Source organism: Bremerella sp. JC817 (assembly GCF_040718835.1).
Lineage (GTDB): Bacteria > Planctomycetota > Planctomycetia > Pirellulales > Pirellulaceae > Bremerella.
In genome coordinates this window covers 595,917-619,096 of sequence record NZ_JBFEFG010000274.1, presented here as the reverse complement: position 1 = coordinate 619,096, position 23,180 = coordinate 595,917, and the positions used below count along the sequence as shown (strand labels likewise).

The 23,180-nt window shown below is 56.6% G+C and carries 21 protein-coding genes; 17 read left to right on the top strand and 4 right to left on the bottom strand.

From position 1 onward, the window contains the following. Positions 1-22: 22 nt before the first annotated feature. From AB1L30_RS16720 to flhB, 11 genes are all read left to right on the top strand, one after another. Positions 23-2,863 carry a flagellar hook-basal body complex protein gene (locus AB1L30_RS16720; protein ID WP_367014554.1) on the top strand — a complete coding sequence of 947 codons (2,841 nt, stop codon included), beginning with the start codon at positions 23-25 and terminating at the stop codon, positions 2,861-2,863. A 97-nt stretch (positions 2,864-2,960) separates the two neighbouring features. Beyond that, a complete protein-coding gene (locus tag AB1L30_RS16715) occupies positions 2,961-3,182 on the top strand; it encodes a flagellar FlbD family protein (protein ID WP_367014553.1) in 222 nt (73 codons plus the stop codon). An 11-nt stretch (positions 3,183-3,193) separates the two neighbouring features. Then, a complete protein-coding gene (locus tag AB1L30_RS16710; protein ID WP_345086696.1) occupies positions 3,194-3,970 on the top strand; it encodes a motility protein A in 777 nt (258 codons plus the stop codon). A 12-nt stretch (positions 3,971-3,982) separates the two neighbouring features. After that, a complete protein-coding gene (locus AB1L30_RS16705) occupies positions 3,983-4,750 on the top strand; it encodes a flagellar motor protein MotB (RefSeq protein ID WP_345086694.1) in 768 nt (255 codons plus the stop codon). A gap of 128 nt (positions 4,751-4,878) precedes the next feature. After that, positions 4,879-5,385 (top strand): hypothetical protein, encoded by a 507-nt coding sequence (locus AB1L30_RS16700; RefSeq protein WP_345086692.1) that lies wholly within the window; start codon positions 4,879-4,881, stop codon positions 5,383-5,385. 38 nt (positions 5,386-5,423) lie between these two features. Next, a complete protein-coding gene (gene fliN, locus AB1L30_RS16695; protein ID WP_367014552.1) occupies positions 5,424-6,059 on the top strand; it encodes a flagellar motor switch protein FliN in 636 nt (211 codons plus the stop codon). Positions 6,060-6,252: 193 nt separating this feature from the next. Next, positions 6,253-6,942, top strand: a complete 690-nt coding sequence (locus AB1L30_RS16690; RefSeq protein WP_367014551.1) for a flagellar biosynthetic protein FliO — start codon at positions 6,253-6,255, stop codon at positions 6,940-6,942. A 95-nt stretch (positions 6,943-7,037) separates the two neighbouring features. Continuing rightward, positions 7,038-7,865: a flagellar type III secretion system pore protein FliP gene (locus tag AB1L30_RS16685; protein WP_367014815.1), complete on the top strand. Its 828-nt coding sequence runs from the start codon at positions 7,038-7,040 to the stop codon at positions 7,863-7,865. Between the two features lie 15 nt (positions 7,866-7,880). Further along, on the top strand, positions 7,881-8,156 hold the full coding sequence (fliQ, locus tag AB1L30_RS16680) for a flagellar biosynthesis protein FliQ (protein ID WP_367014550.1): 276 nt from the start codon (positions 7,881-7,883) through the stop codon (positions 8,154-8,156). Positions 8,157-8,179: 23 nt separating this feature from the next. Beyond that, positions 8,180-8,983 (top strand): flagellar biosynthetic protein FliR, encoded by an 804-nt coding sequence (locus AB1L30_RS16675; protein WP_367014549.1) that lies wholly within the window; start codon positions 8,180-8,182, stop codon positions 8,981-8,983. Positions 8,984-8,986: 3 nt separating this feature from the next. Continuing rightward, a complete protein-coding gene (gene flhB / locus AB1L30_RS16670; protein WP_367014548.1) occupies positions 8,987-10,096 on the top strand; it encodes a flagellar biosynthesis protein FlhB in 1,110 nt (369 codons plus the stop codon). 17 nt (positions 10,097-10,113) lie between these two features. Here the strand turns inward: flhB and AB1L30_RS16665 are convergent, their stop codons facing one another. Further along, complete coding sequence (locus AB1L30_RS16665; protein ID WP_367014547.1) at positions 10,114-12,045, bottom strand: DUF4332 domain-containing protein; 1,932 nt, start codon at positions 12,043-12,045, stop codon at positions 10,114-10,116. A 109-nt stretch (positions 12,046-12,154) separates the two neighbouring features. Next, positions 12,155-13,330 carry a sulfotransferase gene (locus tag AB1L30_RS16660; protein ID WP_367014546.1) on the bottom strand — a complete coding sequence of 392 codons (1,176 nt, stop codon included), beginning with the start codon at positions 13,328-13,330 and terminating at the stop codon, positions 12,155-12,157. 390 nt (positions 13,331-13,720) lie between these two features. Between AB1L30_RS16660 and flhA the strand changes: the two genes are divergently transcribed. The 5 genes from flhA (at position 13,721) to AB1L30_RS16635 (ending at position 19,351) form a co-directional block, all read left to right on the top strand. Then, on the top strand, positions 13,721-15,832 hold the full coding sequence (gene flhA / locus AB1L30_RS16655) for a flagellar biosynthesis protein FlhA (RefSeq protein ID WP_367014545.1): 2,112 nt from the start codon (positions 13,721-13,723) through the stop codon (positions 15,830-15,832). Positions 15,833-15,845: 13 nt separating this feature from the next. After that, positions 15,846-17,015: a flagellar biosynthesis protein FlhF gene (gene flhF, locus AB1L30_RS16650; protein WP_367014544.1), complete on the top strand. Its 1,170-nt coding sequence runs from the start codon at positions 15,846-15,848 to the stop codon at positions 17,013-17,015. A 42-nt stretch (positions 17,016-17,057) separates the two neighbouring features. Next, positions 17,058-17,927: a hypothetical protein gene (locus tag AB1L30_RS16645; RefSeq protein ID WP_367014543.1), complete on the top strand. Its 870-nt coding sequence runs from the start codon at positions 17,058-17,060 to the stop codon at positions 17,925-17,927. Between the two features lie 181 nt (positions 17,928-18,108). Continuing rightward, entirely contained in the window at positions 18,109-18,369 is a 261-nt protein-coding gene (locus AB1L30_RS16640) for a hypothetical protein (protein WP_367014542.1), read from the top strand. Between the two features lie 193 nt (positions 18,370-18,562). Next, on the top strand, positions 18,563-19,351 hold the full coding sequence (locus tag AB1L30_RS16635) for a FliA/WhiG family RNA polymerase sigma factor (RefSeq protein ID WP_367014541.1): 789 nt from the start codon (positions 18,563-18,565) through the stop codon (positions 19,349-19,351). Between the two features lie 78 nt (positions 19,352-19,429). On the opposite strand, the gene AB1L30_RS16630 is transcribed toward AB1L30_RS16635, so the two are convergent. Together AB1L30_RS16630 and AB1L30_RS16625 are read right to left on the bottom strand one after the other, a co-directional pair. Beyond that, positions 19,430-20,416, bottom strand: coding sequence for a succinylglutamate desuccinylase/aspartoacylase family protein (locus tag AB1L30_RS16630; protein WP_367014540.1), 987 nt, complete (start codon positions 20,414-20,416; stop codon positions 19,430-19,432). A 29-nt stretch (positions 20,417-20,445) separates the two neighbouring features. Next, entirely contained in the window at positions 20,446-21,564 is a 1,119-nt protein-coding gene (locus AB1L30_RS16625) for a GGDEF domain-containing protein (RefSeq protein ID WP_367014539.1), read from the bottom strand. A 361-nt stretch (positions 21,565-21,925) separates the two neighbouring features. Here AB1L30_RS16625 and AB1L30_RS16620 point away from each other — a divergent pair, with 361 nt between their 5' ends. Next, a complete protein-coding gene (locus tag AB1L30_RS16620; RefSeq protein WP_367014538.1) occupies positions 21,926-23,176 on the top strand; it encodes a putative sugar nucleotidyl transferase in 1,251 nt (416 codons plus the stop codon). Positions 23,177-23,180 lie beyond the last annotated feature (4 nt).

The window sequence follows — 23,180 nt, the reverse complement described above, 5'->3', positions numbered from 1 at the left end:
ATATCTTTGAAGGAGTTTATCCATGGGTCTGGCATCGGCACTATCGACCGCTTTGACGGGGATGACCGCCGCGGAAACGCAGATCGACGTTACCGGCAATAACCTGGCCAACTCGCAAACGGTCGGCTTCAAAGCGTCGGAAGCTCGGTTTGCGACGCAGTTCCTGCAGACCCAAAGCTTGGGGTCGAAGCCGACTTCTTCCAACGGTGGTACCAACCCACGTCAGACCGGTCTGGGTACGAAGGTTGCCGAAATCACACCGAACTTCACTCAGGGTACGATCGAAGTCAGTAACAGCCCTTCCGACCTGGCGATCCAGGGAGACGGTTTCTTCATCGTCGAAGGTGGCAACGGCGAAACGCTGTATACCCGTAACGGTATCTTCAAGACGAACTCGCAGAACGAACTGGTGACGATCACCGGTCAACGCGTGCTTGGTTTCGGTATCGACGAGAACTTCCAGATCCAGCGCACGCAGTTGGTGCCGCTGACCATTCCGCTGGGTGCCAAGAGCGTGGCCAAGGCGACTGAAAACGTTTACCTCGAAGGTACGTTAACTGCAACGGGCGACCTGGCAACGCAGGCTCAGGTGATTGAAAGTGCCATTCTCGGTAACTCGGCCGTACCACGACCCGATACGACCTCGTCTTCGGTCGGTGTCGCCGCGCAGCCTAGTATCGCCGCGACCACCTCGGCATCTGCCGTGACCCCAGGCGTTGCCACTACGACTGATGCGCAGACTGAAGGTGCCGGTGGTAGCGTTCCCGATGGTAACTTCAACTATCGCTTCACGTTCTCGAACGTCGGGCTGTCGGGCGAAACGTTGGCTTCGGCAGACTACGCCGTCGCGTTGGCAGATGGTAATGCCTCGGCTAACGACAATACGGTGACCTTCACCGATCCTCCGCAGTCGAGTTCGTTCTCGCAATTGAACATGTACCGCAGTAATGACGGCGGTGCGACCTATTACCTGGTGAACTCGTTCGCCATGGGCGCCGCCGTTGAAGATACGGCCGCCGCCCCGACCGCTACGCAGTTGTCCGCTTCGATGATCGGTGGAACCGGTGTCGACGGTATGCTCGATGGCGGCGACGTGTATCAGTACCGCTACACTTACCTTGATTCCGACGGCAACGAAACCGCTCCGTCGAACTCGCACACTGTGACCGTGTCGGGCGCTCCTGCCGATGGCAACGGTTACTCGATTCTGCTGGATAATATTCCAACCAGTGCCGACTACGATTCGGTTCGTATCTACCGCACGCAGCCAGGTGGATCGGACTTCTACGAGTTGGACACCCTCGACATGGCGACCGCTGCCGGTGGTTACGTCGACGATGGAACGACGGTGCTGTCGACCAACCAGCTTGATGCCCAGACCATCAATGGCAACTACACGTACCTGGTCACCTTCGCTCGTTCGGGTGAAGAAGAAAGCCGACCATCGCTGGCCCTGGGGCCACAAAACGTGGTGAATGGTCGTATCGAACTTTCCAACTTGCCGATTCCACCAACCCCGCCAGCTGAAGGTGGTTTTCCGGCTTACGACAAGGTTCGCATCTATCGTAACCTTTCCACGGACTCGTCGTCGTTCTACCTGGTCGATGAACTCGATCCTGGCGAAGACTACATCGACACCAAAGCCGACTCCGAAATCTCGGACTTGTCGATCACCGGTAACAAGACGATCGACCTCGATGGTCCGAAGATCGACTCAAATACCTTGCTGGTCGACGTTGTCAAACGTGACGGTCTGAATTTCGAGAACGTCTTTGAAGTGGGCGAGCTGAGTTTCACTGGCTACAAGGGCGAACGTAAACTGGATGAGCAGACGTTCACGATCACCGATACGACGATCGTGCAGGAACTGCTCGAGTTCATTCGGGCATCGACCGGTATTCAGCCATCGGTGAATGGCAATGCCAACCCGATCCCTGGTTCCGAGAACTCCATTCCTGGAGAATCGACTGACCTGACCCAGGGGCTTTCGATCCAGGATGGTCGCATCCGAATCGTCTCGAACAACGGTGTCGACAATGGCGTCGATATCAAACTGTCGTCGTTCACGCTGGACAACAACAGCGGCGTGCTTCAGAACCCGAACCTCAACTTTGGTACCGTGCAAGAGGCGGTCGGCCAAAGCACGGTTTCCGACTTCGTGGTTTATGACACGTTGGGTATCCCCGTCAACGTCCGTGTGACCGCCGTGCTGGAACATCGCGATGGTACCAATACGGTGTATCGCTGGTTTGCCGACTCGCCGGACAACGACGCCGCCATGGACACCGGCGATATTGGTGAAGCCCAGATCGCGGTTGGTACCGGTCTGATTTACTTCGACGGCGATGGTAACTTCGTCGGGAGCGATAACAACACGGTTACCATTCAGCGTCGCGACGTTCCTTCGCAGTCGCCATTGGAGTTCGACCTCGACTTCACGCAGTTGTCGGGCCTGGCCCAGGACGAACCTACCCTCAACGCTTCGCGACAGGATGGTTCGGGGACCGGTACCCTCAACAGCTTTATCATCGGTGAAGATGGTGTGATCCGAGGCGTGTTCTCGAATGGTGTCGACCGCGACCTGGGGATGTTGCAGTTGGCTCGTTTTGGTAACCCGGCCGGTTTGGAACAACGTGGTGAAAACCTGTTTGCCACCGGCGTGAACTCCGGTTTGCCGGTCACCGGCGATCCGGGGGCGGATGGCCTGGGTGATGTGATCGCTGGTGCGGTCGAACTGAGTAACACCGACATCGGTGGTAACCTGATCGACCTGATTCTGGCGTCGACGCAATATCGTGGTAGCTCTCGGGTTATCACCACGGCTCAGCAGTTGTTTGACGAACTTCTGAACCTGCGTCGATAAAACGCTAGCACGCCACTAATTCTGACCTAAGTTTGAACGCCTAGTGCGCACCAGAAGTGCACTAGGTGTTCGGTGCTTCGAACGGGAGCGGTTTGCGATGATCAAGTTGACCCATCTTGCGGGCGAACCTTTCGTCTTGAATGCGGAACTGATCCGCTACATCGAGGCCAGCCCCGACACGTTCATCACCCTGGTGAATGGGGACCGAATTGTTGTCCGCGAGGGAACTGACGTTGTGGTGGATCGTGTAATTGAGTACCACCAACGCAAAAATCTGTTGCCTCCTGGTATACCCAGGCCCAATTCCGGGGAAACTTAGAACAAAACGTTATGGATATCGCATCCGTCGTCGGACTGCTGGCTGCCTTTGGGCTGATCTTGGTCGCGATCTTGATCGCACCAGGTTCTTCGCTCATGGCGTTCATCGACGTGCCATCGCTTTTGGTGGTGTGCGGCGGGGCCCTTGCGGCGTGTCTGATCGCCTTTCCGCTGAAATCGATGCTCGCGATGCCGATGACCATCAAGGTGGTCTTTCTGAACAAAGCGGTCGACTACGGCGCATTGATCAAGCAGATCGTCAGCCTGGCTGAAACTGCCCGTCGCGATGGTCTTCTGGCCCTGGAAAATCGCATCGGCGAGATTGATAACCCGTTTATCATCACCGGAATTCAAATGGCAGTCGACGGTACGCGGCCCGATGCTATTGAAGATATCATGCGCACCGAAATGGACGCCGTGTCGACCCGGCACCGAGATGCCAAGGCTGTCTCGGACCAGATGGGACGATTTGCTCCGGCGTACGGGATGATCGGGACGCTGCTTGGTCTGATCATTATGCTCGGTAACATGAGCGATCCGAGCTCGATTGGTTCCGGTATGGCCGTGGCGTTGCTCACGACGCTCTACGGAGCGGTCGTGTCGAACGTGCTCTTTCTACCATTCTCGGAAAAGCTTGGCTTCCTCAACAAGCAGGAACTGCTGGGCATGGAAATCGTGATCCGAGGCATCATGTCGATTCAGTCGGGCGAAAACCCGCGCGTGATCGAACAGAAGCTACGCACGTTCCTGCCGCCGTCAGTTCGCGCCAAGATGGACGCCGATAAGTAAAGGGGCTGTGCCGTGGATGATGATGAGGGAGACGCAGGGATTCCTGAGTGGGTCGTGACCTTCGGCGATATGATGTCGCTGCTGCTGACCTTCTTTATTATGCTCGTCTCGATGAGCGAAATTAAAAAAGACGAGCAATACCAGGCCCTCGTCGAGTCGTTTCGACGTCAGTTTGGCCACGATAGTTCGATGGAAAGTGTGATCGCCGGCAACGCGAAGCCACGTAACTCGAATCTTGCCAAGCTGGCCACCATGGGGCGTGCCAAGCGATTCTCGACCCACGCAGGTGGCGACAAAGTGAAGGCTCCGGTCGGGGATAGTCCGCAGGTGCGGATTATTCGGCCTGGATCGAAAACCGCGATTGGAACGGTTGTCTACTTCGACGAAGACAGCGACAAGCTGACCGACGCCGCCAAAGAAGCGCTTCAAGCCCAAGGTCTCGAGTTTGGTGGGAAGCCGCAGAAAATCGAAATTCGCGGCCATACCTCGCTCAAACCACTGCCGAAAGACAGTCCCTTCAAATCGCATTGGGACCTGGCTTACGCCCGCTGCGTAAAGGTAAAGGAATTTTTGATCTCGTTAGGGATCGACGAACGACGCATCCGGGTCGCGGTTTCGGGCAAGAACGAACCCTTCCACATCGGGACCGATCCGCTGCTGCTGAAGCAGAATCCAAGGGTCGAGGTCTTCCTGTTGGACGAGGTTATCGACGACCTGGTCGGCACCGCCCAAGAGCAGGCCAATCGCCGGGCTCCGCCAATCGAGGCAACTGGAAAATAGCGCCGGACGCGCACATTTTCGCATGCTACGTTTAGGAAGCGTAATAAGAATTGACCTTCCAATAAGCGGAAATCATGTCCGACTCAGCGACAAGTCCGGTACCTCAGGATGCGAAAAAGGGCCCACCCATGAAAGCGAAGTTGCAAATTCTGGGGGGTATCCTGGTTCTGGTGATCCTTGAATGTGCCGTCGCGTACATCGTAATCCCTAGTCCGCAAGATGTGATTCGGGCCGCAGAAATGCAAGCTCAGGTTGCCGAGGCGGAAGGGGAAGAGAACGTCGACGAACCGAAGCCATTGGCTCCGAATGAAGAGACCGTCGAGATCGATCTGGGCGATCCGTTTGGCATTACGGCCTATCGTCCGTTGAGCGAGTCGACCATGCGAATCGACTTCCACCTGTATGCTACCATCCGTGCCAGCGACCAGTCCGACTTCGAGGCTGCGATGGAAAAGAACAAGAATCGCTTCCGCGAACAGGTGATCGTCACCGTCCGCAGTAGCGACGAAGGCGAATTGACCGATCCAAGTTTGGGGTTGCTCAAGCGTAAGATTTTAGAGAAAACCAACAACATCCTCGGAAAACCAATGGTTCACTCCATTGTTTTCAGTGAGTTTTCTTTCGTCGAGCAATAAGACGCCGACCGCGACATTATCATCTGGAATGGAATCCGATGACTGACGATCAAATGGGACAGGACGAGATTGAAGAACTGCTTCGTCAGGCCCAAGGGGCTGAATCGAGTGCCAGTGCTCCTCCGCCCCAGCCCAAGGAAGAGCTCGAATCTCTTGATCAAAGCGAGATCGAAGCCTTGTTCCAGCAGCCAGGATCTTCCGGACCTCCGAAGCCAGCAGCAGCGCCTCAGGCGGCGCCTGCCGCCGCACGTCCAGCTGCACAAGCAGCCTCGGCAGCGGGTGGCAATGGTCCTTCCGACATGGAATACCTGCTGAACCAGGCCGAAGCCGCCCTGGCTTCTCTCAGCTCTCCCAACGAAAACCTGCCAGCCGGGATTGCTCCATTTACGCTGCGTGATTTCGGCGGCTCTCCTGCGAGCACCGATAAGGCCACCCTCGATCTGGTTCGCGACGTCGAACTGGAAGTGAAGATCGAACTGGGCCAGGCTGAAATGCACCTGCAGGAAGTGCTGCAGATGAAGAAGGGCTCGGTCGTGCCGCTCGATAAGCTGGCAGGCGACCCGGTCGATGTCTTCGTGAATGGGCGTCTGATTGCCCGCGGCGAAGTGTTGATTCTCAACGACAACTTCTGTGTTCGTATTACCGAACTGATTGTCGGAGACGCGGTGGTCTAAGTGACAATCGCCATTTGCTAGCAGAATCGGCCAGCCAGTCTCTCGGATTCGTCTTGAGCCAAGTCGCCCCAGTTCCTAAGATGCCACACCCCTCGTTTTCGAGCGGGTGATGGGAGGCGGCAGGAAGCTAACTCCCCACTATCTTTTTCGGCCTGATCGCTTCGGCGACTTGAGGAATATCGGGAAGATTTTCATGCGGAACGGAATCCTGGGCGGGTGTCTGGCGTTGCTGGTGTCGTTGACCTGGTCGAACATAGTCGTGGGGAACGATTACGCCGGCTCGCAGGTACCGCCGAATCGTCCTCTTCAGATTCGCGAACAGCAGCAACAGATGCCGGCCGAATTTCCTCCGTTGGCTCAGGCCCTGCATGTCGAGCAGCTTCCTCCTGAGCAGGCCGGCCACGCTCAACCAGTCGTCGCCGAACTTCCTCAGGCTGGCGAACCGTTGCCATTGCCGAAGCGCAACGACACCCCTGCGGAATCGATGTCGTTGCCCTCATTCAATTTCAAAGGCAACCAAACCGCCAGCATCGCGGCCAGCTTGTTCGTGGTGGTTGGCTTGTTTCTGGTGTTTGCCTGGGTTGGTAAGAAGAACATGAAGCCTGGCTCGACCCGGCTTTCCAAAGAGATTCTGCAAGTCCTCGGTAAGAGCCAACTCAGCGGCAAGCAGCAACTCGAACTCGTTCGCGTGGGTCAGAAACTGCTGCTGCTGTGTGTCACTTCCAGCAGCGTCGAAACGCTGACCGAGATCACCGACCCGACCGAAGTCGAACGCCTGTTGACGATCATTCGTCAAGACTCGCCGGGCAGCATGACGGCGACCTTTCAGGAAGTGTTGACGCAGATGGGACACAAGCCAACTCGCGGATTCCTGGAGGCTTAACGATGCGAACCTTGCTGCTGATCGCCATTGCTCTGCTGGGAACACTTTCGCTCGATTCGATCGCGCTGGGTCAGAATGGCACGTCGATCCCCGACATGCTGATCGAGTCGCCGCTCGATCGTCCGGTACAGAAAGAAGTCGAAGACCTGAGCGACTTCGTCAAAGCGGGACCAGAGCATTGGACCAGTCCTGAAGGACTTTCCAGCACGATTCAAATCATGGTGCTGTTGACCGTGATCAGTATCGCTCCAGCGCTGCTGATCATGACGACCAGCTTCATTCGCATCACGATCGTGCTGGGGCTTTTGCGACAAGCAATCGGCACGCAGCAGTTGCCGCCAAGCCAGGTGATTACGGCGCTGGCGATGTTCATGACCTTCATGGTCATGCATCCGTACTGGCAAGAGGTTTACCACGAGGCGATCGGTCCTTACACGCGTCAGGAAATTAATCCTGCCACCGGACAGCCATTCAAACTGTTCGCGGAGGACGACCCGGTGACCGGTGCCCCAGGGCCTGACGAAGCTTGGGAACGGGGTGTCCTGCCGATTCGCCGCTTCATGTCGAAGCAGATCGATATCGCCGGTAATAGCGACGATGTCTGGATGTTCTACGAGTTCCTACCGAAGAAAACTCGCGAAGAAATCGGCGAACCCAAGTCGTACGACGACGTTCCGCTGCAGGCGCTTGTACCTGCCTTCATGCTGAGTGAATTGAAAACTGCCTTCCTGATTGGCTTTCAGATCTACCTGCCGTTTTTGATTCTAGACATTGTGATCGCCAGCGTGACGATCTCGATGGGGATGATGATGTTGCCGCCGGTGATGATCTCGTTGCCGTTCAAAATCTTGCTGTTCGTGCTGGTCGATGGCTGGACGCTGATTGTCGGCATGTTAATGCAAAGCTTTGCCCCCACCCTTTAACGAAAGCCTCGCCGCATGGATGCGCAAACGACAATCGATCTTACCCGTCAGGCGATGACGATGTGCCTGATCATTGGTGCCCCGGTGCTGATTGTCGGGATGGTGGTTGGTCTGCTGATCGGTTTTCTGCAGGCTTTGACCCAGGTCCAGGACCAAACGGTGTCGTTTGTCCCGAAGATCCTGGCGATGGCGATCACCCTGGCATTCACCTTGCCTTGGCTCTTTCAGAAGTTGGCGAGCTACAGCATCGAATTGTTCAGCCACATCCCCGATCGAATCGCGGGTGGTTAATTGCAGGCGGAAGGGGGCGTGACATGGAATTGCTCCGGTATCTGGAACCGAGCCTGGAACAACTGCTGATTTTCGCGGCAATCGTGACGCGAGTCGGTGGACTGGTGGCAACGGCGCCGGTGCTGGGAGCGAGCTATGCTCCGATCCAAATCAAATCGTTCCTGGCGGTCGCCATCTCGCTGATGCTGACGCCTGTCTTTTGGGACTATGACTTTCCCGAGCCCGGCAACGCGGCGAACCTGCTTCTGATTATGGTCGGCGAGCTGTTGATCGGCTTGTCGCTCGGGCTGGGGATTAAGATTCTCTTTGCCGGCGTGCAGATGACCGGTCAGTTGCTGGGACAGATCGGTGGTCTTTCGATTGCCGACGTCTTCAACCCGGCATTCGACGACAACGTGCCGATGCTGGCGATCATTTTCGATTTGGTCGTGTTGGCCGTGTTCCTGGTGATCGGTGGGCATCGTTTTTTGATGTCGGCCCTGCTGGGCACCTTCACCGAGATTCCCCCAGGGATTGCCGCCGTCGACGTGCAACTGGTGCATGTCATTCGCGAAACGTTGGCGAACTCGCTGATGTTGGGCGTTCAGGCGGCCGCACCCGGAACGGTCGCGCTGCTGGTCGGCGTGTTGGTGATGGGCGTCATCAGTCGAACGCTCCCGCAATTGAACCTGATGGCGGTTGGTTTCAGCATGAACACAATGCTGCTAATGGCATTTGTCATGCTGACCATTGGTAGCGTGGTGTGGATCTTCCAGGGTTCGGTCGAACCGACAGTCGATAATATTCGATCGATGTTTCATACGTCCGTCGAGGCAGCGAAGAACTAGGCCATGTCGGACCAAGAAAAAACAGAAGAAGCAACCCAGCACCGGCGCGATCAAGCGCGCGAGAAGGGGCAGATCCCGAAGAGCCAGGATCTGATCTCGGCGGTAATGCTGGCGGTCGCCCTGGGATCGCTGATGTATCTCGGTCGCGATATCGTCGACTTCCTGGGGCAGTTTACCCGTGACGAACTCGGGACCGTCCCACCTTTGAACCCTTCTGAATTGTGGGCCACGAACCACACCGCGACCGCGATCTGGCGGATGTCGATGGTTATGGTACCGATGCTGGTCATTTTGTTCATCGCCGCAATCGCGATCAACATGATGCAGTCAGGCGTGTTGTTTCTGCCGGATAAGGTAGGCTTCGACTGGAGCCGCATCAATCCGGCGTCTGGCATCCAACGCATGTTCTCGCTAACGAACCTGATGAAGCTGCTCTTCGGCATCGGCAAGGTGATTATCGTTTCGGTAGTGGCCTGCGTGACGTTGTACTTCGAGATGGAAACGATCCTTGGTCTGTCGGCGATGAGCACGATTGAGGTGGCCAGCTATCTGCTGGATACTGCGCTATGGACCTCGATGAAGATTGCGATCGCGTTAGTGATCCTGGCGATTCTCGACTACGGCTACCAGGTCTGGAAGCAAGAACAAGACTTGATGATGACCAAGGAAGAGATTCGCGAAGAAATCAAATCGATGCAGGGGGATCCGCAAGTGGTCGCTCGGCGTCGTCAGGTGGCGCGGCAGTTGGCCATGAGCCGCATGGCAAGCGATATCCCGAAAGCGGACGTCGTGGTGACCAATCCCACCGAGTTGGCGATCGCTTTGAAGTACGACCCTTATGAAATGTCGGCGCCCGTGGTCGTGGCCAAAGGGGCCGGGACTGTGGCCCAGCGAATCCGACGCCTTGCTCTCGAAAACAACATTCCGGTCGTGGAACGCAAAGAACTTGCCCGAGCACTTTATCAAGAGGCTGAGATTGGGCATCCTGTGCCGGCCGATCGCTACGCGGCCGTCGCCGAAGTGCTGCGTTATGTCTATGAACTGCAAGGGAAGCAGCTGCCGACGATGGCCGATCTGGAACAAGCCGACCGAGACCGGGGCAGGGCAGCGTAAGCGAACAGGCTGCTTCTTTAGGCTGCTTGCGAGCGACGAGCCTTTTTCGCCCACGCAATCCAATTCGTAACCTCGGCCAGGTCGGGCGGATTGCTACTACGGATGATCCGTTGTCCTTCGTTCGTTTCGGCGAACTGCGCGACTTCGTCCAGCAACTGTTTCGCCGAAGCCCTCGCGACATCTTCCGGAGCCTCGTAGCCGCAAGCGGTCAACAGTTGAGCGTCGTGCCCGCGAAGCATCGGGATGCGATAGGCCAATTCGGCTTGGGCTTGCCACTCGGCGAACAACTTCGGTGTGATGTGTTTTGCCTTCAGCTTGGGAGCGACCGCTTTAGGATCGGCGGAAATCAACTGAGCCACCGTGCGGATGCCAACCGCGGTCAAACGCTTGGCGGTCTTGTTGCCGATGGAAGGGGCATCGACGACGTCGTCTTCCCAGTTGAGGTAAAACTTCAGCGTCGAATCTTCGACCGGCTTCTTCTCTTGAATCGCTCGATCAGCTCGAACCGTCTCCGATGCCTGGTGCGTAGGCTTGGTGCCAGGATTCGGCATCGGCCGCGATGGTTCTGGCCTAGGAGCTTCCGCCGATTCGTCCTCGTCGAGCTCGGGTTCCGACACACGCAGATTGATGCGGTTGCGTTTGGCGGGCCGAGGATCGGAGTGAACTGGCAACTCTTCGTCGTCCGGTTCGTCGCTCTTTAGCTTCGGGCGAATGGTCACGCCCTTGGTTGGATGAAACTCCTCTTTTCGCTCGACGGTCTCTTCGCGAGGCGGCTCGGGGAGAGGCTTTTCAGCGGCTGGCTTCTTCTCGGCAGCGACCGATTTCGGCTCGACCTTGGGCGGCTCTTCTTCCACCGAGGGCAAGGGAATCGAAATCCGTGGCTGGGCAGGTTCTTCTTCGACCTTTGGTTTGGGCTTTGCCTTGGGAGCCGTCGGTTTAATCGATGCAGCCTTCGGTGTCCCGGCCAGCCGCAAGCTCGAAAGGCTGACTTCGGGGAGCTGCGGTACTTCGTATAGCGGTGTGCCTGATTGCTCGGCAACCTTATCGGGATTCATGGCTTCGAACAGTTCGTCTCGAACGGTTCGGACGTCTTCCGGCAGGTACTTCTCGACTTTGCCGCACTTCTGGTACTCGCGGAACATCCGTTTGACTTCTTCGGCTTGCTCGGCGTTCTCCATGCGGTTGGTGACCCACTGGATCGGCATCTCAAGGGTCGCGAAGACCGTTTCAACCACCAGAAAAACGGCAGGCGGTTCGGTGGCGGCTTCCTCGAAGGCTCGAGTCAAAATCTTGGCGATGCCAGCGATCGCATGCCCTAGAAGCTCGGCGACCAGATCGCGACAAACGACATCGAGCCCGCGCGGTGGATTGCGACGACCAAGTTTGAAGTTGTAGTGGTCGATCAGCGTCTGGTAGTGCTTGTGCGATTTCTCGGCCCCATCGCGGACCATTCTCTCGAGCCAGTCGGAACCGCTCGGAACGCGAACGGCCGGCAACCCGCGTAGCTCGGCCGTGGCTCGAAGCCGATCGTACGAGCAACTGATGCTCCACTCAGCAGCTCGGTGAATGTTGTTCTCCGCTTCCGACTGCGCGGTATGAAACGGCATGATCGGGTCCGAGTAATAATGAGAAAGCACGCCAGCGTTATAAGCGACTTCGCTCCAGTTACCACTGCGAATCGATTCGACCAGCGTGTCGTACCATTTGCGAGCGGCTTTCTCCGCGCCACCCCAGTAGTTTTGCGAGACATGCAAAACGTGATTGCGGAAGTCTTTGAACTTCTTATCCGGATCTTTCGATCCGCGAAGGTAAGCCTCGTGATGCTTCAAGAAGATATTGCGGCGCCGATCGGCCTGATCGCTAGTCAGATGGTTCAAAGCATCCATGGCCAGCTTGTGGTGCGTCCCATTGGCATGGGCGGCGTACAGAATATCGAACAGCAAATGCATCCGGGCGTCCTTTCCCGTCCCAACTCGGCGTTTGCGGGGTAAACCTAATCGATCGGTGACTTGCTATTCTAGCGAAAATAGGCTGTTTCCCCCAAGTCGGATTTCCGGACTAAACCTCGTCGAGCGGGTATCCGTTCGCCTCGAAGTAACCTCGCCAGCGTCGCTGGATCTCTTGGCGGGTCGCATCGTCCATGGTGTGACGGTTGCGGCGGAAGTCTTTGGTACGCTCGGCGTAGGCCCGGACGCCTGGTTCGACCTTGTCGAGGCCATCGAGCCCCAGTTCGCCATAGATCTTGCCGATCACGGCCATCGGGTCAGCGACCAGATCTTCGTAACGAATCTGGCAGACACGATCCTGCGGGACGGTTGCCAGGCCCCGATCGTAGGCGGCATACATCCGCTCGAAGCAATCGAAGACATACTCGCGGTAGTCATCTTTCGAGAACTGGAACGATTGAACTTCGTCCATCGTGTTCCACAAGCGGACCGTCGACGCGAAGACGTCGTACGGATCTCGGGCAATATGGATAAACTTGGCGTCTGGGTAGCGCTGGGCAAGCTCGCCAATACGGCCGGTATGGGTAGGAGACTTCAGGATCAAAGGCTTCTTTTCCTGAACGATCACCATCCGCATGAACAAGTCGAGCGTGTCGAGCCACTCTTCGCGGTCTTTTTCCGGCACAGCGGCTAAATCGAGGAAGTCTGGATCTGGCTTCGCGTTGTTGGGGAAGGCCATGCGAATGTAGGGGGACATCTTTCCCAGGTTCAGCACGGCGAATTCATCTTCCTGCGGTTTGTCCCACCCCATGGTCATGTTGTCCATCGGGCGATTGCGGGGCATGAAGAAGCTGAAGTACTTCTGGATGATTGGCCCGTAGTTCAGGAACAAGCAAGGAGCAAAGCACTGGATGGTGCTGGGAGTCGCGTACCGATCGTCGGAAGACATTAGTTCGTGCAGCAGCGTGGTGCCGCTTCGCCAATGTCCCAGAATGAAGATCGGGGCTTCGATCTTCGCCTCGCGGATCTTCTTGCCGAAGATCAGGTTCTGCAGTTGATAGCTGAGGCTGTTATTGATCGAAAACAGCGTCGCTGTGGCTGCCAGGCCAAGCTTGAACGGATGGATCTTGCATTGATTCTGGAGAACCAGCTTCGACCAGGTACCAAACCGCATGCCATGCCAAACCCGCGGACTGTACCAGGGATAGCTGTTGGCTTTGGGCTTCTTGCCACCGGCGGTAGCGTCGGATCGGCCCTTGGAATCGGCAGCGGAAGATGTAGCGTTCAAGTCGCTCGTTGTCCTGATGGCGGCGTGAATTAAGTCTTTAGGAACCGAAGTTTACGTCAAAATCGCCGGATCGACTAGCGAAGCTCCCCTCATGGGGAGTGCTGGCGAGGGTGACGATTGCGCCCGGAAATCGCCGTGAAGGCCTAAGCCAGCAACCGGCTTGCCCGGGCGAACTTCGTCGACGGGACTGCATCCACGGGCTAACCGCCGCCAGGAAGGCACGGAAATGCTAGCAGGCGAGGCCGTGGATAACTCGTCTGAGAGCAACGACTTCCACTCGATTGATCGCTCTAGACACCCAAAGTGGGTTTCAGTAATCTTCGCCACGCTCGATGTCGGATCGGGCCGCAGAAAACTTGACACAAACCTCAAAAATAATCGCAAATCGTCGTGGATTTAAGTCTCAGCAGACTCAAGGACCTCATCTTACCGATTGGTATCATCACCAGCGTGCTGGTGATTCTGATGCCATTGCCGGCATGGTTGATGAACTTATTGCTGACCGCCAACATCACGGCGGGGGTCATCATTCTGCTCACGACGATCTACGTGAAGACCCCGCTCGAGTTCAATATTTTCCCGTCGCTACTGCTGGCCACCACGTTGGCTCGGCTCGTTTTGAACGTTGCGACCACTCGATTAATTTTGACAGGGGCCGCTTCCGAAGGGATGGATGCCGCCGGCGGGGTGATCCAAAGCTTTGGCGAGTTTGTCGCCGGCGACCGGGTCGAAGTCGGGATCATTATCTTTATTATTATCGTGCTCATCCAGTTTCTGGTGATCACCAAAGGTGCGACCCGTATTAGTGAAGTCGCCGCCCGCTTTGCGTTGGATGGTATGCCGGGTCGTCAGATGGCGATCGATGCCGACCTCAATGCAGGCATCATCGATGAAATCGAAGCCCAGCAGCGCCGAGCCGAAATCACGCAGCAGGCCGACTTCTTCGGGGCCATGGACGGTGCTAGTAAGTTCGTCCGTGGTGATGCCATCGCCGGTATCGTGATCACGCTGATCAATATCATCGGTGGTCTGATCATCGGTGTGACCTCGGGAATGGAAGTCTTCGAGGCGGCACAGGTCTATACCAAGCTGACGATCGGTGACGGTCTGGTGAGCCAGGTTCCCGCGTTTCTGATCTCGTTGGCTGCCGGTTTGCTGGTGACTCGTAGCACGGAAGAATCGAACCTGCCCGTCGAATTCATCCGCCAGCTGTTCTCGCGCCCCGAAGCCTTGAGCGTCGCAGGCTGTTTCCTGGGACTGCTAGTGTTCTCGGGGCTGCCGACATTGCCGCTGCTGATCATTGGTGCCGGCTGCGTGGGTATCGCCGTGATGACCAAGAAGGGGCAGACCGATCAAACCAAGGCCGAGACCGAAGCGGTCGAGAAGAAACAGAAGGAAGAACAAGAGGCTGCCAAGAAGGACGACCGCATCGAGGATTACTTGACGGTCGATCCGATGGAGATGGAGCTAGGCGTCGGCCTGGTGCGTTTGGCAGCGCCGGCACGCGGAGGCGACTTACTGCCTCGCATCACCGGCGTGCGGCAGAACGTGGCGAGCGAAATCGGCTTGATCCTGCCGAAGGTTCGTATCCGCGACAACATGCGGCTGCACGAGAACCAATACCGAATCAAAATCAGCAACAACGTCGTCGCCGAGAATACCGTCTATCCCGATGGCCTGTTGGCGATTGCCATGGGCGGTGCCAAGGGAGAACTGCCAGGCGAAAGGACTCGCGACCCTGCGTTCAATCAGCCAGCCGTCTGGATCGAACCTGGCATGCGGCCTCAAGCCGAAATGATGGGCTACACCATCGTCGAGCCAACTTCGGTCTTGGCAACGCATCTGCAGCGGGTCGCTAAGAAGCATGCCGACGAACTGTTGACCCGCGACGCGGCGAAACACCTGATCGACGAACTTCGCGAAACTTCGCCGGCTGTGGTCGACGAGCTAATTCCGGGCGCGATGAAGGTTGGCGACGTGCAGGCCGTCCTGCAACTTCTGCTTCGCGAAGAAGTCTCGGTTCGTCAGCTGGCCCGTATTCTGGAAACCTTGGGTGACCATATCGGCCGCACTAAGGACCCTGTATGGCTGACTGAGTTCGTCCGTCACAAGCTGGCCCGGACGATCTGCACCAAGTACCGCGACAAAGAAGGCCGCATCTACGTAGTGCCTCTCGACCCGGCGATGCAGGACCGTATTGCCTCGGGCATTGATATGGAACGAGGAGCCTTCGCTCGCATGAGTCCTCAGGCAATCGAGATGACTTGTAAGTCGATTGCTTTGGGGATCGAGAAGCTTCGCGAGATTGGTAAGCCACCGATCGTGTTGGTGAATCCACAGATTCGACCCGCTGTGAAACAACTGACCACGAACTTCATTCCCGATCTGATTGTGCTGAGCCACAACGAGATCACCAACGACACCATGATTGAATCGATGGGCATCATCAGCGACGCGATGCCGAACAATCCGCCGCCTGGGAAGGGCCCCAAGCCGCAGTAGTTAAGTGACCGCCATGAATATCAAATCATTTCGCGCCAAATCGATGCACGAAGCCCTGGAACTGGTTCGCCAGGAACTGGGGCCTGATGCCGCACTGCTGCATACGCGAGAAGTTCCCCAGCGAGGTATCTGGGGTCTGCTCGGTGGCAAGGAAATCGAACTGGCCGCTGCGCCCGATTCCAATTTGAAGAGCCGCTTCGAAATCGAAGAGCCAGAGCCTGAGCCCGAATACGAAGAGGGTGACCTTCTCGAAGAACCGAACGATATCGAACAGACGTACTCTTCGGTCGAAGACATTCTCGAACAAATCGAACCTGCCATCGAAATGTCGCTGGCCGATAACCTGGGTATCGATCTTGAATCGCTTGAGTTCAGTCAAAGCTTCTTCAGCAATACACCGGCGTTGCCGCCAGAGATTCAGCAACTGCGACAACGATTGATCGATGCGGAAGTCCCGCCGACTTTGGCAACGACGTTGTGCGAGAAGTTGCTGGCGACGTACGAAGGGCAAACCAACTTCGACGAGACGACTTTGCTGGAACAACTGCGTCGGCAGATTGCCGGCTCGATCAATATCGGCCGCGATATCGACGATCCGCGTCTCTACCCCCGAGTCGTCGCTGCGATTGGGCCGACCGGGGTGGGTAAGACAACGACGATTGCCAAGATGGCGGCCCGAGCCAAGTTCGATCACAAACGTCGCGTTGGTCTGGTAACGGTCGATACCTATCGGATTGCCGCGGTCGATCAATTGCAGACCTATGCCGAGATCATGGATCTTCCGATGAAGATCGTGTCGACGCCGATGGAAGTCCGCAATGCTATCAATGAACTGTCGGATTGCCAGCAGATTTTCATCGATACGGCCGGCCGCAGCCCGCGCGACGAGGTGCAAGTACAGCAGCTTCGTTCTTTGATAAAAGCCGCTTCCCCTGATGAGACCTATTTGGTACTTTCCGCCCCCAGCAGTTGCAAGAGCCTGGCGGACGCTGTCGAAAAGTTCGCTCCGGTTGCACCAACTAGTTGGGTACTTACCAAGATTGATGAGGTTGGATCGTTGGGTAATACGTTGAGATTTCTACAAGATCCGCAGCTTCCGCTCGCTTATGTGACCAATGGACAGGATGTCCCTCAGGCCATTGCCGCGGCCGAAGCGGACGACCTGGTCGCTCGGATCGTATAGCCCTCACCCAACTCACCAAATCACCGCGCTTCTGAAATCGTTATGTCGTTTGAACCTTCCTTTCCCCGCGATCAAGCTACGCTGCTGCGAATGCTGGCAAAGCGTGCGATGATCGGCGGTACACCTGCGTTTGCGAAAGCCAAGACCTTCGTGGTCTATGGCGGCAATGCGCAGCTAGGAACGACAACCGTCTGCCATAACCTGGCATGTGCTTTAGGGCTGGCCGGGCAGCGTGTGGCGACGATCGATTTAAACCCGAACAATCAAGGTCTCGCGCAGATCGCAGGCAGAACGCCTGCAGTCGCGATCGACGAACTTCTTACCGGCCGACTCGATCTTCACGAGTACCTGGTGCCGGGCCTCGCTGCCTCGCTGCTGCTTCCCACGGATGCAAGCGATGGAAACGGCGGCTGGCCGGTGGCATCGGTGGATCGGCTGATCGAACAAATCATGGGGCTGGGCCGCCATGCCGATATCGTGCTGATCGATGCTGGCAGCGACCTGACCTCTCTTACCAGAGAACTGTGGCGGATGGCCCAGCTCTTTGTTGTGGTACTGAATCCGACCGCCGATGCGATCACCGCCGGCTACGAACGGATTCGGACGCTGCATAACGGATCACCTAGAAAAGTGGCTCACGTTGTCATGAACCGAGCTGCCAGCGAGACAGGCCATGTCGACCTGGTTGCCGGAATGGATACGACGTCTCGCAAGTTCCTTGACCTGGCGATCGAATCGATCGGCCATGTGGAAGTCGCCTCCGAGATCGGAGCTGCGGCGCGGGCCTCGCAGCCGTTTGTCCAACGTTACGCCGAACATGCCGCCAGCAAGTCGATCCAACGCATTGCGGATCGTCTGGTGCGACTGTCGTTAAGCCTTTCCCAATCGCCAACCTCGAAACGGGCTGCTTAACACGTCATGCTATCGTTGCAATCACTTCAGAACTGGCGACAAGTTTTTCAAGCAAAACAAATGATATCCGTAAAATTACCTCAATTCTCGTTTTTGGAGCGTCGATTCAACGAGATAACGTCACGTGCGCACGTGACGAATGAGGTTTGCGGATCGATAGAATTCAACCAACCTGGAATCGATGGGACGCGACTACGCGGGAATCTTGGCTTCGACGGCATTCGTCACCGTAGTGATGCGGGGACTGATTACGTCGGGCGGGATCGAATCCATCCTTCCAACTGCGATCGGGGCTATGTTCCTGTTCGCGGCCATCGGTTGGCTGATAGGAAATGCTGCAGCCCGTATTGTGGACGAATCGGTGCAGCAGCGCATCAACGCGGAGCTGGATGCGATGGAGCAAAACGAGAAACTCGTGGCTTCTTCCACCAGAACCGCGTAACCCGCGAGAAAGGCAGACAACGAAATTCCTCCCCGGGAATCTCTGAGTCCCTAACGCGAGATTGGATAACCTGATCGATTCCCTTTCCGAAGTGGCATTTTGCCAACAACGGGGAAGTGACCTGAAGGATTCAGGTCCGTCGATTTCATAAGAAATACGTGGTAGCTCAAGATGGGCATTCACGGAGGAACGCATGGCAACGACGACCGCGACCAGGGATGACGTGTCAGAATTGTGGCAGAGCTACAAGGAAGACCCGTCGCGGAAAGAACTACGAAACCGACTAGTTGAACGCTATCTGCCGCTTGTTAAATACAACGGCGAACGCATTTGGGCTCGCCTGCCAGAAGGGGTCGAACTTGACGACCTGATCTCGGCAGGGGTCTTCGGCTTGATGGACGCAATCGATGCGTTCGACATGAGCCGAGGCGTGAAGTTCGAAACGTATTGCGTACCGCGTATTCGCGGGGCAATGCTGGACGAACTGCGAACCATGGACTGGGTACCCCGTCTGGTTCGTTCGAAGGCGAGCAAGCTGAACGAAGCAACCAAGCAATTGGAAGCCAAGTTCGGTCGCCAACCGACACACGCCGAGCTGGCTGACCACATGGGCATGCCGCTCAAAGAGCTCGAAAAGATGGTCTCCGACGCAAACGCGGTCGGGCTCATCAGTCTGAACAAGAAATGGTACGAAACGGACAGCTACAAAGACGTCCGTGAAATCGACATTCTCGAAGACAAGAAGGGTGAAGACCCTACGCGTCGCATTCAGAAGAACGATCTGATGCGTCTGGTGACCAAGGGGCTTAATCGCAACGAACGTCTGATCATCATTCTGTATTACTACGAAGAACTGACCATGAAAGAAATCGGCGCCACGCTCGATCTGAGCGAAAGCCGAGTCAGCCAGATGCACAGCAGCATTGTGCAGCGGCTGCAAAGCCAACTCGGCCGTCGCAAGCCAGAGTTCGGTACGGTCTAACTTCGTTCTGAAGACAGAAGCGACAACAAGACACGGCGACCTGTTCACAGGTCGCCGTTTTTTTATGCGCCGGACCGACTACGACATACGGCCAATATGAACGATGCCGTCTCCTTGATGGGCGATCGGATTGTGCGAGTGACCAATCACGATGCCGTCGAACGGAGCCTTCAGCTTCTGCGGGCCATCGCCAAAGACGTCGGTGATCAGGCCAATCTGTTCGCCAGCCGAGACCAGGTCGCCCAGGTCATGACTTAAACGCACGATTCCGCTGCGTTTGGCTCGGACCCATTTCGATTCGCGGATTAACGCTGCGAGTCGCTTGGGTGGTTTGACGGGGGTCTTCAGCATCTTCAAATACGAAAGCACCCGCATGATGCCGCTGACGCCCAGCTTGATGGCTTCATCATTGAAACGCATCGGCTCGCCTGCTTCGTACAGCAAGACCTTGATCCCTTCGGCCGAAGCCGCCGCGCGAAGCGAACCGTCGCGCATGTCGGAATGCACGACGACCGGCGTTCCAAACGCCAACGCACACTCGTACGTTTCGTCGTCATCCATATCGCCTCGTATCTGAGGTAAGTTCGTACGGTGGTTCGCTCCGGTATGCAGATCGATACCGTATTGGCATCGCTGAACTACTTCCGTCATCAGCAGTCGCGCCAGTCGCGAGGCGAGCGAGCCTGTTTTCGAGCCCGGAAATGAGCGATTCAAATCGCGCCGATCCGGCAGGTAACGACTTTGATTGATCACGCCAAAGCCGTTTACCATCGGAGCGATGATCAACGTGCCGAACAGCTTATTCGGCTTCAGCTTCTCGGCCAGAAGACGTGCGATCTCGACGCCGTTCAGTTCGTCGCCATGGACCGCAGCGGAAACCCAGACGGTTGGCCCTTCGAACGCACCATGGAGCACTTCAATTGGCAGGTTGATGTGCGTGCCGGTCGGCAGACGAGCCACGGGGATGTCGAACCGAAGCCGATTGCCAGCGGCAATGGTTTGGCCGCCAATCAAAAAGGTGCGACTGGTGGGGGGAAGCTTTTCTTTCCGGGAACTCGCGTCCATACGAGCTGGCTCCTACGCTTATCGCGAGATTAAATTCCTTGAGAGATCTGCATGAACCGGTTTCGCAATTCGCTGGCAGCCGAGTCGAGTGGGCTGGAAGCGGGAACCGAAGTCATTTCAATGGGGCCGACCGAACCGCCCGCGGTGTGCGCGTCGTTCTGATCCGAGTTCGGCCGAGGGATCGAAACCGCATCAGTTTGCGTGCCTTCGATTGGCAACAGCGAATCGCCGTTGTTCACAAAGCCACAGTTGCGACCGTTGGTCTTGGCCGCGTAAAGTGCTTCGTCGGCACCCTTCAGAAGTTCTTCGGGCGACTGGGCATGGATGGCTGGCATCAGGCCGCAGCTCATCGTGATATCGATTTCAAGGCTGCCATAAACAATCGGTGTCGAGCGAACTGCCTGCAGCACCTTGTGGGCGACCGACACGATCGAGTGCCAATCGGCTTCCGGAATCAGGATCGCCAGTTCTTCGCCGCCAATCCGTGCCAGGTAGTCGGTCTGACGCATCACGCTACTCAGGCGAGCCGCCACTTCCTGCAGCACTTTGTCACCGGCATCGTGGCCGTAGCGATCGTTAACTTGCTTGAAGTGATCGATGTCCATCAACATCAAGCTGTAAGGTTGTTCCTTGCGTTGCCAGTGAGCCCAGCGGCGATTGCTTTCTTCATCGAACGCTCGGCGATTGAGCAGCCCGGTCAATGCGTCGGTACGAGCTTCCGACAGCGAGTCTTCCAGGTCGCGGGCCTGGGTCTTCAAAGTGGCTTCCGCCGATTCCAGACGCTGCTTGAGCTTTTGATTGGCCGAGGTGATCTGAGCGATCAGTTCGACCGCCTTCGACGAGATCCCGCCACTTTCATCGGCCGACTTCTCGCCGGTTGGCGTGGCCAGCTTCTGTTCCAGATTTTGCAGCAGTTCAATATGCTTCGAGATGTCGCCCGAGAAGTGCGTGGTGAACTGGATCATGCCAGCCAACTGCTCGCGATACGCTTCCGATTCAGGATTGGCAGACACTTCTGGAGCCGAGGACGGCGTAGGCGTCATGAACTTCGCCCAGAGCCGCCCGAGCCAGAAGCCAATGAAAATGCCTACCACCAGGGTGATGACGCCAAAGACGTCCCCTAGAACAAAAGTCAGTAACTCGGCCATAGTTCGGTCAATCGTGATGAAGCTGGATCGTGTGTTCGGGCCTCGGATCGCCAAGATCGCCCGCACCTGTCTGGCCTCGTTTCGGGGCAAAACAGTTGGGAAACCTTAGGTTACAGCTTGAGGAATGCGACAGGGCAACAGTATTTGAGGGGGAATCGCTCTGCGAAATGTTCGGGTACAACCATCTAGCAGGGAATTGTAAGCAAAGATTACAAAAATATCGGTCGTAAAACTGCCTTATGTCTCTGAATGCGTAGGCGGGTTACCACCGAGTTCCCAAAATAGCCCTTTTGCGGTAGCAGATTCGCTACCACCGGAACCCTAACAGTCACGTGGCGGGGGGCCGAGGAAGACCTGTGGCATGAACTGCATCCTATTTGAAGACCGAGCCGTCTCGCAGATGTATCCCATCGTGTTGGCCCGCCCAGCCTATGGAATTACGTGCGGTGGCTTCCGGCTGGCCGAACTCGTTTCGCAGGCCTTCCAGGCTTGTCGAGGTGTCGTCCGCCATCATCTAGGAGCATTGCAGGCCCAGAACCAGCCTCAGTTGCACGAAACGCCGCTGGCCGACGATCAGCCGACGCTGCTGCTCAACGCCCGGCTCGTGCCGCGTGTGCGAACCCTGGCGGCGTTACAAAGCTGGATCGCTTCCGGTCAGCCAGGAATCGTGCAGCATGAAGGCCAACTGGTTGCCGCGTTATTGCCAGCCGGACATCGAGTCCCTTCCGCGAAAGTGACTTACGACGAATTCCTGGCCTTTGCCGAGGCGTTGCAGCCCGGGGCAAAGCTGCCGGCCCGCGACGAAGCGTTCGAGGTCTTTCAATATGCCCACGACGTGGTCCGGTTTAACGAAGAAATCATTCACGAAAACTTAGAATTCCGCCTGAAGCAGGGAGCCTATCGCGAGATCCGCGACGGGCTGTTTGCCGCTGGCGAAATCAGCCTGGGCGAGAACGTCGTCATCGATGCCTCGCACGGGCCAATCCTGGTAGAGGAGGGGGCCTCGATCGGGCCGTTTTGTTTCCTCCGTGGTCCTGCCTATCTTGGCCGAAACGTCAAAGTGATCGAGCATTCTGCGATTAAGGATGCCGTTTCGCTCGGGCATACCACCAAGATCGGCGGCGAAGTCGAAGCCACCATCATCGAGCCTTATTCCAATAAGCAGCACCATGGTTTCCTGGGGCACAGCTATTTGGGAAGCTGGATTAACCTGGGGGCAGGCACTTCCAACAGTGACCTGAAGAACACTTATGGCACCGTTAATATGGAGTATCCCAGCGGTCGCGTCGCCACGAACATGCAATTCGTGGGATCGATTTTCGGAGACTACTCAAAGACGGCGATCAATACCGGTATATTTACGGGCAAGACCATTGGCGTGTGCAGCATGCTGTACGGGTTTGTGACCACCAACGTCGCAAGCTTCGTCAACTATGCCCGGTTGTTTGGCCAGGTGACCGAACTTCCCCCCGAGGTCATGATTTCCACCCAGCAACGAATGTTCCAGCGGCGAAGCGTCGAACAGACCCCCGCCGATATTCAACTCATTCACGATATGTACCTGCTCACTCAGGAAGAACGTCAACTGACGGGTGAGCCCCTCGTTTTTTAGAACT

Excerpts from the sequence above, each read along its gene's own strand:
- AB1L30_RS16720 (WP_367014554.1), top strand. The coding sequence starts at position 23 with ATGGGTCTGGCATCGGCACTATCGACCGCTTTGACGGGGATGACCGCC.
- AB1L30_RS16715 (WP_367014553.1), top strand. The coding sequence starts at position 2,961 with ATGATCAAGTTGACCCATCTTGCGGGCGAACCTTTCGTCTTGAATGCG.
- AB1L30_RS16710 (WP_345086696.1), top strand. The coding sequence starts at position 3,194 with ATGGATATCGCATCCGTCGTCGGACTGCTGGCTGCCTTTGGGCTGATC.
- AB1L30_RS16700 (WP_345086692.1), top strand. The coding sequence starts at position 4,879 with ATGAAAGCGAAGTTGCAAATTCTGGGGGGTATCCTGGTTCTGGTGATC.
- fliN (WP_367014552.1), top strand. The coding sequence starts at position 5,424 with ATGACTGACGATCAAATGGGACAGGACGAGATTGAAGAACTGCTTCGT.
- AB1L30_RS16690 (WP_367014551.1), top strand. The coding sequence starts at position 6,253 with ATGCGGAACGGAATCCTGGGCGGGTGTCTGGCGTTGCTGGTGTCGTTG.
- AB1L30_RS16685 (WP_367014815.1), top strand. The coding sequence starts at position 7,038 with ATGCTGATCGAGTCGCCGCTCGATCGTCCGGTACAGAAAGAAGTCGAA.
- fliQ (WP_367014550.1), top strand. The coding sequence starts at position 7,881 with ATGGATGCGCAAACGACAATCGATCTTACCCGTCAGGCGATGACGATG.
- AB1L30_RS16675 (WP_367014549.1), top strand. The coding sequence starts at position 8,180 with ATGGAATTGCTCCGGTATCTGGAACCGAGCCTGGAACAACTGCTGATT.
- flhB (WP_367014548.1), top strand. The coding sequence starts at position 8,987 with ATGTCGGACCAAGAAAAAACAGAAGAAGCAACCCAGCACCGGCGCGAT.
- AB1L30_RS16665 (WP_367014547.1), bottom strand. The coding sequence starts at position 12,045 with ATGCATTTGCTGTTCGATATTCTGTACGCCGCCCATGCCAATGGGACG.
- flhF (WP_367014544.1), top strand. The coding sequence starts at position 15,846 with ATGAATATCAAATCATTTCGCGCCAAATCGATGCACGAAGCCCTGGAA.
- AB1L30_RS16645 (WP_367014543.1), top strand. The coding sequence starts at position 17,058 with ATGTCGTTTGAACCTTCCTTTCCCCGCGATCAAGCTACGCTGCTGCGA.
- AB1L30_RS16640 (WP_367014542.1), top strand. The coding sequence starts at position 18,109 with ATGGGACGCGACTACGCGGGAATCTTGGCTTCGACGGCATTCGTCACC.
- AB1L30_RS16635 (WP_367014541.1), top strand. The coding sequence starts at position 18,563 with ATGGCAACGACGACCGCGACCAGGGATGACGTGTCAGAATTGTGGCAG.
- AB1L30_RS16630 (WP_367014540.1), bottom strand. The coding sequence starts at position 20,416 with ATGGACGCGAGTTCCCGGAAAGAAAAGCTTCCCCCCACCAGTCGCACC.
- AB1L30_RS16625 (WP_367014539.1), bottom strand. The coding sequence starts at position 21,564 with ATGGCCGAGTTACTGACTTTTGTTCTAGGGGACGTCTTTGGCGTCATC.
- AB1L30_RS16620 (WP_367014538.1), top strand. The coding sequence starts at position 21,926 with ATGAACTGCATCCTATTTGAAGACCGAGCCGTCTCGCAGATGTATCCC.